Annotated in this window: 10 protein-coding genes and 1 pseudogene; 4 read left to right on the top strand and 7 right to left on the bottom strand. The window is 57.7% G+C overall.

The features are described from left to right. Positions 1 to 160 precede the first annotated feature (160 nt). From RAC79_RS25335 to RAC79_RS25315, 5 genes are read right to left on the bottom strand one after another with little or no spacing between them, the layout of a single operon-like run. Positions 161 to 1,123, bottom strand: coding sequence for a glycoside hydrolase family 26 protein (locus tag RAC79_RS25335; protein WP_065656277.1), 963 nt, complete (start codon positions 1,121 to 1,123; stop codon positions 161 to 163). Between the two features lie 13 nt (positions 1,124 to 1,136). After that, positions 1,137 to 1,640 (bottom strand): DUF995 domain-containing protein, encoded by a 504-nt coding sequence (locus tag RAC79_RS25330; RefSeq protein WP_003523821.1) that lies wholly within the window; start codon positions 1,638 to 1,640, stop codon positions 1,137 to 1,139. A 14-nt stretch (positions 1,641 to 1,654) separates the two neighbouring features. After that, a complete protein-coding gene (locus RAC79_RS25325; RefSeq protein WP_174039891.1) occupies positions 1,655 to 3,592 on the bottom strand; it encodes a glycosyltransferase family 2 protein in 1,938 nt (645 codons plus the stop codon). Beyond that, on the bottom strand, positions 3,589 to 4,572 hold the full coding sequence (gene galE, locus RAC79_RS25320) for a UDP-glucose 4-epimerase GalE (protein ID WP_078052543.1): 984 nt from the start codon (positions 4,570 to 4,572) through the stop codon (positions 3,589 to 3,591). Before galE ends, RAC79_RS25325 begins: the two co-directional genes overlap by 4 nt. Before the next feature lies 1 nt (position 4,573). Next, positions 4,574 to 5,596 (bottom strand): UDP-glucuronic acid decarboxylase family protein, encoded by a 1,023-nt coding sequence (locus RAC79_RS25315; protein WP_174039892.1) that lies wholly within the window; start codon positions 5,594 to 5,596, stop codon positions 4,574 to 4,576. Between the two features lie 383 nt (positions 5,597 to 5,979). Here RAC79_RS25315 and RAC79_RS25310 point away from each other — a divergent pair, with 383 nt between their 5' ends. Further along, complete coding sequence (locus tag RAC79_RS25310) at positions 5,980 to 6,330, top strand: hypothetical protein (protein WP_065656281.1); 351 nt, start codon at positions 5,980 to 5,982, stop codon at positions 6,328 to 6,330. Between the two features lie 59 nt (positions 6,331 to 6,389). Here RAC79_RS25310 and RAC79_RS25305 read toward each other — a convergent pair whose 3' ends face one another. Continuing rightward, positions 6,390 to 7,163, bottom strand: coding sequence for a helix-turn-helix transcriptional regulator (locus tag RAC79_RS25305; protein WP_078052541.1), 774 nt, complete (start codon positions 7,161 to 7,163; stop codon positions 6,390 to 6,392). A 231-nt stretch (positions 7,164 to 7,394) separates the two neighbouring features. After that, complete coding sequence (locus tag RAC79_RS25300) at positions 7,395 to 7,844, bottom strand: hypothetical protein (protein ID WP_174039893.1); 450 nt, start codon at positions 7,842 to 7,844, stop codon at positions 7,395 to 7,397. Between the two features lie 232 nt (positions 7,845 to 8,076). Between RAC79_RS25300 and RAC79_RS25295 the strand changes: the two genes are divergently transcribed. The 3 genes and pseudogenes from RAC79_RS25295 to RAC79_RS25285 all read left to right on the top strand — a co-directional run. After that, positions 8,077 to 9,042, top strand: a complete 966-nt coding sequence (locus tag RAC79_RS25295) for a fibrinogen-binding protein (RefSeq protein ID WP_065656283.1) — start codon at positions 8,077 to 8,079, stop codon at positions 9,040 to 9,042. Between the two features lie 152 nt (positions 9,043 to 9,194). Next, positions 9,195 to 11,213 carry a hypothetical protein gene (locus tag RAC79_RS25290; protein WP_374997679.1) on the top strand — a complete coding sequence of 673 codons (2,019 nt, stop codon included), beginning with the start codon at positions 9,195 to 9,197 and terminating at the stop codon, positions 11,211 to 11,213. An 81-nt stretch (positions 11,214 to 11,294) separates the two neighbouring features. Further along, a pseudogene (locus RAC79_RS25285) lies at positions 11,295 to 11,702 on the top strand (type I secretion system permease/ATPase); the annotation flags it as partial. Positions 11,703 to 11,817: the final 115 nt, after the last annotated feature.

Genomic DNA, 11,817 nt, shown 5'->3' with positions numbered 1-11,817 from the left:
CCGGCCGACAGGCCGATGCTCGACGAACCGGCGCCGGCAAGCACGTTTTATCACATCGTCTGCGCCATATATGAGGCAGAGGCTGTGCTGGCGACGGCCAACTAGTATCGGGCCACCGGACGGACGAGCGGCATCGCCGCTCGCCGGTTTTCGGCGTAGATCAGACCTTGGCCGGGCGCACGACGCGCCAGTCCGGTCTGCCGAGATTGTGCGGCCAGGGGTGAACATCCTTGTCGTTAAAATAGACGACCTCTTCCAGCTTCGGAAAATCCGCCTGTTTCAGCGTCACATCATTCATCCACGGACGAACATAGGAATCGCCGCCTTCATAACCCAGTTCGGCAACCCAGACCGGCTTGTTGAAGGTTTCGACAAGTCCATAGCCCTTGCGCAGCAGATCAGTGAAGGTCTTCGGTCCGCCATATTCGATCTTGTCGTACTCCTCGAGACCGAAAACCGAGAGGCCCACCAGATCGGCGTAGCTGTCACCTGGGTAGTAGGCCTGCAGACCGTCCAGACCTTTCGGTGACCACATCACCTTGACACTGGGAACCGCCTTGCGGGTCATATCCACCATGCGTTTATACGCCGTGATGTAATCACGCGGGTTCCAGCCCGACCACGAGAAGCGGCCGGACGTGTCTTCCATTTCCTGTCCCCAGCGCAGGATCAGCGGACTTTTCATCGCCGACATGCGTGCGGCGATCGCCTGCATGTTCTGGTCATAGTCGCCTCTCATCACCTTGCGGCGCAACTCGTCGGAGGTGAGCCGCCAGTTAACGTCCCAGGACCAGGGTTCTACGGTGATCAGCACGTTGCGCTTGCGCTCCAGAGCGTAGGCATCCGCAAGTGCGAGACTGTCGAGATCCACGTCCTCCCAGGGCAGGAACAGATGTTCCGTCGCCACCCCGGTCTGGGCCGTGAAATCGCCGTGCGGATCGTAGGCACCGAAACGGATGCCGTCCGCATGCAATGTCGGTCTTTTGTCGGCAAGTGTCTTCATGCCCGTCGACGTCATGGGGGCGACACCCTGTGCGTCGAGCTTGAGCACCGGATACATGCCGGCGGTAAAGGCTGCGGCGGCACCACCTGCGAACAGAAGTTTTCTTCTTGTTATCTGCATGACACCTTACTCCCTACCTTGTTGCCGTCATCGCCTTGTCGTAAGCGGCGATCTGCGGCGTGACATCGTCCTTGCGGACGAGCTTGAGGAATTCATCGCCAGGGCGTGGCGGGTTGTGCCGGAACACGTACCATGGCCCGCCCTGCTTGCGCTGGTAGAGCACCTTGCCAATGCGACCGTGGTCGAAGCAGGTATCGGCCTTGCCGTTTCCTGCCGCGCTTTTCCAGGTGGCGCGCATGCACAGGGTGCCGTTGGCATCGACGGTCCAGCGGCCTTCTCCGATGGACTTCTTGCCCTTTTCTTCCGTTGCGGCGATGAATTTTCGGTCTTGGGCGATGAAGCGTCCACCGCCCGTTTCCCATTTCCAGGTCTTGTCGAAGTACATGTCCACGACTTCGCTGGTTCTGAGCGGTTTCGGCGTCTTCGTGCCGCCTGCAGCGTGGACCGCGCTTGGCACGACCACCGCAAGACAGAGTACGAAAGCGGAGAATCCGCATTTGCTTATTGTTGTTTTCATCACAGCCTCCTCCTTCATTGTCCGACCCTATTGTCGGCCAGCATGATCTCTCCGATCGCCACCGCCGGCGGCGGCGCCACGATGGGTTCCGCCTGCATTTCCTGCGGCCTGCGCAGTCCCGGTACGGTAATGCGCAGTTTCAGACGCACCGATCTCGCACCTTCCACGCCCGCACCGGCGACCGTGAACCGCGTTTCGGTAAAACTGACATAGGGCTGCCCGTGCGACAGGGCCTCCAGCCCGCCGATCGCATGGGAGCTGAGCTGTACGGCACTGCCCGCCACCAGCAGCAATGAGCAGGCGGCGGCAGTCGCTCCCCCGCGCAATGCCGGCAGCTTTGGCAAGCCGTTTTCCATCGCATGGCGGATGAGCAGAAACACCGAAAGGCCCGCGTAGATCGCCACATTGATGGCGGCGAAGACGAAGAAGCCCTCCGCCCCGTTTTCCCGCGGCGCCAGAACCATGGCCAAGAGGCTGAGCGCCGCCAGAAGAATGTAGGGTGCCACGACCCTCAGCGGCAGCGGCGGTTTTGCCTGCGTGCCCTTGGGAGTGATGCGGAAATCGACGAAATCGCCACGGATCGTGTCGCGTATCGCCGCCAGCACGCCCATCAGCGACCAGGGCCAGCGCAGGAACAGAAATACCATGACCTCCCAGCTGAAGAGCTTCGCATCATGCGGACGGAACGCGCCCGTGGCCCGCCAGAAAAAGGCAAACACGATCATGATCAGCGAAACCGGCAGGAAATGCGCCAGGAACGCCGGATAGGATGCGTTGACCAGCACATCGCCGCGCATCAACGCAACGGCGGGAAGCACGAACATCAGCGCCATGAAGCCGGAAAACAGCGGATACCAGAGCTGCGAAAACAGGAACTGGAACTTCAGCCGCGGCGGCAGCTTCGGCACATAGTGCCTTGAATATTGCAGCAGAATGGTCATCAGGCTGCGCGACCACTGGAATTCCTGCACGATGAGATCGGCAAAGGTCACCGGCCCGTCGCCATGGGCGATGGCGTTGACGGCGTGAACGCCGCGCCAGCCGCCGGCATTCATCAAAAGCGTGGTGGAATGATCCTCGGCAAGCTCCGGCCCAAGGCCGCCGACCTCCCGCAGGGCTTTCGTGCGCACGGCATAATGAGAACCGATGCAGAGAGGCGCCCAGCCATTATTGTAACCCAGTTGCAGCGCGCCATGCAGGCTCGCCTCGGCAAAAAGCCTGCCGCGCGCGGCCCAGCTTTCACCGGCATTGGCGTCGCAGATGCTCGGGGCCGAAACATATCCAACCTTCGGATCGGCAAAGGGACGGATGATCTCGCGCAGATAATCCGGTTCCGGCACGTGATCCGCATCGAACTGGGCGACGAAATCATAACGCTCGTAACCGTAGTGATCGTAGAAATAAGCGAGATTGCCTTCCTTGCAGCGTGTGCGCCGCGGCCAGGTCTTGCGATGATACTCCGCAACGCCCTGTCGGGTGGAAACGAAAACGCCGTGCGCGCCACACCATTTCAGCGTTTCCGCATCCGGAGCCTCATCCGCGAGCCAGACATCGAATTCCAGGCCCTTCTGTTCGAGCATGGCCAGCAGCGTCTTCTGCACCACCGCGAAAGGTTCCGACGGCGCCTTGGTGACGACCATCGCCACCCTGCCCCGTGGCAGAGGGGAGCGCCGGTCGACAACCTTCGCGTTCAGAAAGATGAAGATGAAATAGGATGGCAGAAGCGTGATCCACGCGAGCGTTATCGTCACGACGGTATAATAGGGCCAGTCGATGACACGATCGCGATCGAGCCACCAGATCCAGAAATAGGCGAGCGTCACCAGCCAGCCGCCAATGCCGAGAAGATAGGCCGTGCGGTTCCAGCCGGCAAAGACCGGCAGCATCCGCAAATCACTGACGACTGCAACCGCACGGGCCGATGGAACGGAAGGGGTGGAATGGGCTTTCATGACCGCACCTCCAGTCCGAAACCGGGACCTGCCGTCCGGATGATGGTGTCGATATCCGAACGCTTCGGGGTAAAACCGAGCGTTTCTTCCGCACGTTTGATATCCGCAAACAGGGCTGGCGGATCTCCGGCGCGCCTTGCGCCGAAATGCACCGGAACTTCCTGCCCCGTTACGCGATGGATCGCCCGGATGATATCGCCGACCGATGTACCGTGACCGGAACCGAGATTGACGCGCAGCGTCTCTCCGCCCTCGGCAAGATAATTGACGGCAGCCACATGGGCATCGGCCAGATCGCTGACATGGATATAATCGCGAATGCAGGTGCCGTCGCTGGTGTCGTAATCCGCCCCGAAGACATCCAGTTGCGGAAGCCTTGCGGCAGCCGCCATCAGTGCCCGCGGGATCAGATGGGTTTCAGGTTCATGGCGCTCGTAAAGCTCACCGTCCGGGTCGGCCCCGGCGGCATTGAAATAACGCAGCGCCACGAAACGCAGACCGTAGGCAGCGGCATAATCCTCCAGCGCCATTTCGAAGATCAGCTTCGTGCGCCCGTAAGGATTGACCGGCATTTGAGCCGTTTCCTCACGGATGGGCAATTGCGGCGGCACGCCATAGGTGGCGCAGCTTGAAGAAAACACCAGCCCGCCGATATTCTGGTCGAGACAGGCATCCAGCAACGCGAGACTGCCGCCGACATTGTTGCGGTAATATTTGCGTGGATCCTCGACGGACTCACCGACATAGGCATTGGCGGCGCAATGGATGACGAAGGCCGGCGAGAACTCCTTGAGCGAGGCTTTCAAAAGGCCACGATCCAGAATGTCGCCCTCGATGAAGGGACCCCAGCGAACCGAATCCGCGTGACCCGTCGAGAGATTATCGTAAGCGATAGGCTTGAAGCCGGATTGGGCCAGCGCCTTGCAGATGTGGCTGCCTATGAATCCGGCCCCGCCCGTGACGAGGATTGTGCGGGGCATCTCATACGGCCTCCGCCACAGCCTTGCCGGCCAGCAATGCATCGAAATAGACGATGGTTTTTTCCAGGCCGATTTCGAGCGGCACGCGCGGCTGCCATCTCAACAGTTCCTTTGCCCGCGAAATATCGGGGCGACGCTGCTGCGGATCGTCGATCGCGGCGGGCAGATGCACGATGCGCGAACGGGAACCCGTCATGCGGACGACGATATCGGCGAGCTGCCGCACCGGAATTTCGCTCGGGTTGCCGAGATTGATCGGCCCGGTGCAATCCTTCGGCTTGGTCGAAAAGCGCAGGAAACCGTCGATCAGGTCATCGACATAGCAGAAGGAACGGGTCTGGCTGCCATCGCCGTAAATGGTGATGTCGGTGCCCTTCAGCGCCTGGACGATGAAGTTCGAAACCACACGCCCGTCATCGGGTCGCATGCGCGGCCCATAGGTGTTGAAGATGCGTCCCACCTTGATATCGACACCGAAACTACGGTGATAATCGAAAAACAGCGTTTCGGCGCTGCGCTTCCCTTCATCGTAACAAGCTCGCGGCCCGATTGTATTTACATTGCCGAAATAGGTTTCCGGCTGCGGATTGACGTGCGGATCGCCATAGACTTCCGATGTCGACGACTGCACGACGGTTGCACCACATCTGCGCGCCACTTCCAGCACATTGACCGCACCAAGGACATTGGTGAGCAGCGTGCCGACCGGATCGCGCTGATAGTCGGGCGGTGAAGCCGGCGAAGCGAAGTTGAAGATCAGCGAGACATCGATGTCATACGGTTTGCGCACATCGTGCTCGACCAGCAAAAACCGCTTATTGTCCCGCAAATGCGCCACATTCGCGGTGCGTCCGGTCGAAAGATCGTCGAGACAGATCACCTCGTGGCCGCAGCTCAACAGGCGTTCGCAAAGATGGGAACCGAGAAAACCGGCGCCGCCATTGACGAGAACGCGTTGGCCAGGTCTCCATTCGGAGTAGATGGTGACGCCGTTGTCGTGTTCGTTGGGAACGAAATTACGCATTACACACTCCTCCCCATGAGGAATCAGCGCAGCTGATTCATCTAAACTGGATCAAACTCCCGATTGTACGATATCCTGAATATCATCCTCCGGTTTTTACTTCTTCTGGAGGTTTAATATTTCGGTCAGATAAATTTCAACTTTCATGATAGGCGCAGAAGAAAACAGGTCAACTTCATTTTATCAAAATATTACAATTGATTACCCAAAATAGCCCCTTGATTTAATACTTTTTAACTATGCCTCTATTATGCCTTTCTTATTGAGCATTAGCGCAAGCTTCGCTCAACCAGTCGGGGCTATCCTGGTTTTGTAAGGCTCGGTCCACCGGGAACAAAACCGCCCGGCGAGATGCGACAGACAGTCGATTTCAGGGGACACACATGACGAATGAAATGCCTTATTCCCATAGCGGCAAAGCAGCCCGCCATTGTCGCTTCGCGCTTGTTGCCGCAGCACTTGTAACTTTCACCTTCGCGACGGCTTCATGCTCCGTGGTTGAAGACGCCGTTCTCATCAAGACCGCGTCGGCCAATACCGCCACGACCAAAAGCAGCGTCGTTCCGGCGAAGGCGTCCTACGGTTATCAAAAACCCGGCAACGCGGCCGTTACGCTTGTTGCCGATGCCTCGGGCGCACCCGCGGTATCTCGGCAGTCTTACTCGGGCTCCTCTCCCTACATCTGCTCACCGAGCGGATTCGGGCAGAAATCCCGCTGCTTCCTGAGGCCCTGAGCCTCCTGGAGAAATACCGGAGGGAACTGGCGTCCGGACGGCCCTAGCCGCCCTGACGCTCAGTTCTTCCAGCCGCCGGAGAACGTCGTGTCTTCATCTTTGTTGAAGAAGCGCGACGCCGCTTCCGTGCGGTTGCGCACGTTCATTTTCTTATAGATATTGCGAACGTGAACCTTGACGGTGTTCTCGGACAGATGCAGCCGATCAGCGATGATCTTGTTTTGCGTTCCCTTGCAAAGCAGGTCGAGGATTTGCACCTCGCGTGTCGTCAGCGCCGCCACGTCGCCCCTGCTTGCGGCAAGGGCATCGGCGCGGTTGGCGATCACGGCATCGCTTTGAACGCTCTTGCTGTTGACCGAAGGCGAATAGGGCGTGAGCTTGCCGAGAAGAGCGGCAGGAAAATGTTCCCCGCCCTTCATGAGCAGATCGACAGCCGCCATGAAAACATCGAGCCTGAGATTGAGCGGCAGCACGCCATCGATGACGCGCATTCCCACCAGCCTTTTCAGCGGCTCCTCGAATTTATCGATGGTTTCGACGACGAGCGCGATCGGCGCATCGGGATGTTTTTCCCGAACCTCCGAAAGAACGGCATGAAGACGGTCCCCCGACATCCTGTAAGGCAAAACCAGCCGTACATTGTTACCGTAGTCGTCCTCGATGCCCGCCGACGACCTTACGCTCACCACCGCGAATGTGGGGAACTTTTTGCCCAGCGCCTCCATGAGGCACTCGGAAAACAGGTCCGGATCCGCTATGACCAATAAAGTTCCATTTATAGGAGCAACGGCGTTTTTTTGTTTTGCCGCATAATCTGACGTTCCCATGAACATTGACGCCTCCCTCAAGCGCTTACGCATTACTTTCTTTTGGTTGTGCAGTCTGTCGTCCGCCGGCTATCTTTCCCCTGAATACTTGGGGGCGATTCTCCGCTTTAGGCCATGTCAACTATCATTAATTACCCGTTAATTAACACACGCTAATACGAAAAGCTGTGTAAATAAATGGCCCAAACGGGTTATTTTTTACAATTGACATACAAAATAGGTTACGCCGAGATAGAATCATTCATTCTGTAACCGCTGCAAAAACAAACACATCGGAAAAGCTTTCGCTGTGGTTTTGCCTTCCGGGAAAATATAACTTTTAGTTGATATCCCTTTACATAGCTCGCCGGCGAGGCGCGCTGCAGCCTGTTCCTTTTCGGGATAAAGGGCTTTTTCCACCGAAATAAACCATGTTTCTCGAAAAAGCCGCCTTGCCCTGACGAAGCGGCATTTTTTTGAGGCCAGATCGGCGAAACGACCCGCCGGAGAACCCCCTGCGACATATATATTCGGGTAAAGCGCCGATATGTTTAACCCGAATTGATATCTAGGAAGCGCAGTTTTTCTACGGCACAGTCTGACCGTCGCTGAACGGCGGCCGATGGAAAGACACCTCCGGCCTTGACGTGTGTTTGAAAAACGCCGGTCCCTTTTCAAGAAAACATGCAAGCGAAAAGACGAAGCCACCGCGCTCTCCTTATGGAGCGAGGAACGGATTTGTGCGCCGTTTTACCGAGTAGCGCACAAGGGCTGAACGAAAAGAGCCCGATTACGGGCCACTACCGAACCGCAGATGATGCGTACCGAGTGCATCTGCAAAACATCAATCTTCATGCTACCCGGGGCAAGCGCGAAAAAATCCCGTTTGAGATGAGAGGGATTTCGAAAGCTGCTCCGAGCTTTTTCGGAGGAAATCGAAATGGGTTACGATCACAAGGCATCCGGCAGCGACGACGACATCACCAAGATCGGCGCGCTTTCCGATGGTTTCGCCAACACGTCTACCAATGACGCCAAGGTGGAAGACAGCAACGTCGGCACCGCAAACGGTGAAAACCGCAACAACGACAACAGCGACAACAGCACCAATGTGGATGTTGACGCCAAGATCGATGTTGAAGCCAATAACGGTGACAATCGCGACAACGACTATGACTGGAGCTATGACAGCAAGTCCTATAGCGACAACGACACGACCACCAAGACCAGCACCGAAACCAACACCGATATCAAGGTCGACTACGACTGGAGCTATGAAAGCAAGTCGTACAGCGACAACGACACCAATGTAAAAACGATCACGGATACGGACACAAAGACGTCCAACTATTCCGACAACGACACCTCCACCAAGACCACGACGACCTCCGACAGCTTCAACTCCGCGGACAGTTTCTACAAGTCGGATGACGACTTCGGCAACATCACGGGCGTCAAGGATGTCGGCAATCTCGGCATCGCCGGCGGAGACCTCACCTTCAATCTGGGTGACGACTTCTCGTTCACTCTCGATGTCGACAATATCCTCAACGGCTCGCTCAACGGCGATGGTAACGACACCGGCTTCAGCATGGTGCAGGCCAACCACCTGGCAGACCAGGATGAGGCCTACGACATCAAGATGCAGAATGGCGGTGCGGAAAACCACCTGAGCGCCAATGCCGGTGACGCCTATGGCGCCGAGGGCATCGACGGCAAGGGATGGGATCTCAAGGCCGGCGACGACGCAGCAGGTACCAGCACTGCGGATGCATCGGCAATCCTTGCAAATTCCGGCTTCCATCTGGAACTGGTGCAGGGCGCCAACATGCTCTCCAACGCAGTTGATGTCACGATCACAGGCGGTAACTCGAATGTGTCTGATGTCGGTGAGGATCACTCCTGATAACCACCTCTTGACGAAAAGAGCTGCACCGGCACCCGCCGGTGCAGTTCGCGGTTGAAGGACCGGGGTTGCGTAAAACGAAGCACCGCCTCCAGGACGTGTGCCATCCGCAGCCTTAAGGCTCTGCCGCGATGATCAGGGAGGGACCTCCAATGCACATCGACAAGATTTCGGACATGATTGCGCATTTCATCGGCCTGTTCGACACGGTGATCGAGGAAGCGCGTCTGAGAGCCAACTATACCGAAGGCCCGGCGCATTCCAATCCGGACCGTTTGCCGGACGACGAAGCAGCAAAGCTGCTCGACAAGAACTATGACGTTGCGCTCAAGGAATATGATCCCGGTGTCAACTACCGCGCCGGCTATTATGATTTCGATTATCTGCAGCCACATTTCGCGCGCATGGTCGAACACGACATGCAGCGGCTCGCAGATGCCATCCCTGTCGATATTTCCGGCGTCAATTTCCGTTTTCCCGGCCGTCTTTCCTTTGAGGAGGAATATGAACTGGTGGTTCACACCGGTCCCGGTTCGGTCATCGCGCATGTGGCGCAGGTCAATATTCTTCAGGACGACGACTATCTGAACATGACGGACGGCCCTTTTGTGTGGCGCGACACCAGCTTCGCCACAGAGCGCGCCGTCGAGTTCTACAATGAAGCGTCCGTCTTCACACCTTTTGCCGGTTTCCAGCGCACCGACAGCTACGACGCCCTGCAGGCGCTCGCCAAATCCGTGCACGACTATATCGACCATGCCCGCGAAAACGACGTGACGTCGCTCGGCACCGGTGCGGATCAGGATTTCGTTTTGGCCGGCAATGACATCGACGGGCTTTACATCAATGGCTCGATAGCCAGCGAAAAGCCAATGCTCGACGACTACATGCCCGATCGCGGCATCGCCAAGCCGGCGGAAGAGCCGGAAAAGAGCGATGTTTCGCTGCATGAGGACAGCCCTGCCGGCAACAGCCTCGATGTCGCCGCAGGCGCCAATGTGGTCGCCAACATCGCCACGCTGGTCAATACCGGCGTCATGACGTCGGTAACCGCCGTCATGGGCGACTATCATCAGATCGACGCGATCACCCAGGCCTATATCTATAGCGACCGGGACGAGATCGACTCCGTTTTCACACGGTCGGAAGATCAGGCGTCAACGGTAGCCTTCAATATCGCCAGCTTCGAGCGCAGCGTCTATCCGGGCGCGGAAAACACGGAAAACAGCAGCCAGGAAAACGGCGAACCGCCGATATTTCCCACCGCCTGGCGCGTCAGCGTGCTGGAAGGCGACGTTTCCTTCGTCCACTGGATCGAGCAATACCAGTTCGTCAGCGACAACGACACGATGACGATAACGACCTCGGGCGCAACCGTCAGCCTGCTGACAGGCGGCAACGCCGCGCTCAACATTGCGAATTTCCTCGGCATCGGCATGCAATACGACCTGATCATCGTCGGCGGCAATGTGCTGGACATGAACATCATCAGCCAGATCGCCGTGCTCTACGACAATGACTGGGCACGCGCCAATCCCGATGCGCCGGAAGGCGCCACCATCCAGTCCGGCAACAACCTGCTTTGGAACGACGCCGCCATTCACAATGTCGGCAGCAACGACCGTTTCGAAACCATGCCGGACTATATGAACCAGACGGTGAATGCCATCAACGAGCGCGATCCCAACATGCCGGATGCGCTTGCCCATGACGTCAATTTCGCCGGCTATGAGGGCCTGAACGTCCTCTATATCACCGGCAATCTCTACGATGTCAGCATCATCAAACAGGTAAGCGTGCTCGGCGATTCCGACGATGTGACGCAGGCCGCCGCCAAGGTTCTCGAAAATAACGAGGGCGCCACCATTCATATCGATACCGGCAGCAACGCCGTGGTCAATCTGGCGCAGATCGTCGACTACGACAGCTTCGGCTCCACCACCTATGTCGCCGGCGGCGTTTATTCCGATGCCATACTGATACAGGGCGGCATCATCGAAAACGACACGTCGCAACCCCAGCAAGGCCAACTCGCGAACGAGGTCATCGCCTTTCTTCACGACGATCCCGCCACCATCGAAAACGAATCCAATGGCGTCATCAATGCCGGTCACGACCTGTCATGGTCGAACGGGCATTCGGCCGACGTCATGCAGGCGGTGACCGCGTAGATTTGGCTGGCGGGGCGATAACCGCGTCCCGTCACGGCCGAACCGCAAACACCGTGAGATCACCGAGGGGACAGATATAAAATGGATCATATTTCTAGAAAAACCATTGCCGACGGACGCTCGCTGGACTTGCCGCTGGATCAGGACGCGGAAGACAGCAAACTGACGGACGCCTGTATTTCAGCAATCAATGAAGCCGTCGAAAACCTGCGCCAATTATCCGGCGCGGAACAGACGGCAAAAGAAGTTTCCACCCCTGCACAGACCGCCTCCCCACAAGTTCTCTCCCAACCGCATGCAAAAACGGAGCAGGCGGAACAGTTGCGGGATGTTCCCGCAGAAAGGCCGGCACCGCAACGGGACCGGCAACCCGCCTCCCCGCCGGAACCGCAGGCCAAGATCGACAATGCCGACCTGCCTTTCGTCAAGACCATCGACAATAATGACGGACCGATTCGTGAAAACGAACGCCGCCCGTCACCGGCCGGCGTTCGTTTTCCCGAATCGGGCCGCCATTATTGTCTATGGTCTTGACGAAAGGCCGGACGGCACGGTCTATCTTGTCCTGCGGTTCCGGCGGGGGGGCGGGTGCGCGGTCCGCCGG

It is taken from the genome of Agrobacterium sp. LR_9, from assembly GCF_041954855.1.
GTDB classification, from domain to species: Bacteria; Pseudomonadota; Alphaproteobacteria; order Rhizobiales; family Rhizobiaceae; genus Agrobacterium; species Agrobacterium leguminum.
The sequence above is the reverse complement of the archived record's forward strand: the minus strand, read 5'-3'. Positions and strand labels throughout refer to the sequence as shown.

What these genes read in the sequence shown, in the direction of transcription:
- RAC79_RS25330 (WP_003523821.1), bottom strand. Translation starts at nt 1,640, where the DNA reads ATGAAAACAACAATAAGCAAATGCGGATTCTCCGCTTTCGTACTCTGT.
- RAC79_RS25290 (WP_374997679.1), top strand. Translation starts at nt 9,195, where the DNA reads ATGCACATCGACAAGATTTCGGACATGATTGCGCATTTCATCGGCCTG.
- RAC79_RS25315 (WP_174039892.1), bottom strand. Translation starts at nt 5,596, where the DNA reads ATGCGTAATTTCGTTCCCAACGAACACGACAACGGCGTCACCATCTAC.
- galE (WP_078052543.1), bottom strand. Translation starts at nt 4,572, where the DNA reads ATGCCCCGCACAATCCTCGTCACGGGCGGGGCCGGATTCATAGGCAGC.
- RAC79_RS25335 (WP_065656277.1), bottom strand. Translation starts at nt 1,123, where the DNA reads ATGCAGATAACAAGAAGAAAACTTCTGTTCGCAGGTGGTGCCGCCGCA.
- RAC79_RS25310 (WP_065656281.1), top strand. Translation starts at nt 5,980, where the DNA reads ATGACGAATGAAATGCCTTATTCCCATAGCGGCAAAGCAGCCCGCCAT.
- RAC79_RS25295 (WP_065656283.1), top strand. Translation starts at nt 8,077, where the DNA reads ATGGGTTACGATCACAAGGCATCCGGCAGCGACGACGACATCACCAAG.
- RAC79_RS25325 (WP_174039891.1), bottom strand. Translation starts at nt 3,592, where the DNA reads ATGAAAGCCCATTCCACCCCTTCCGTTCCATCGGCCCGTGCGGTTGCA.
- RAC79_RS25305 (WP_078052541.1), bottom strand. Translation starts at nt 7,163, where the DNA reads ATGTTCATGGGAACGTCAGATTATGCGGCAAAACAAAAAAACGCCGTT.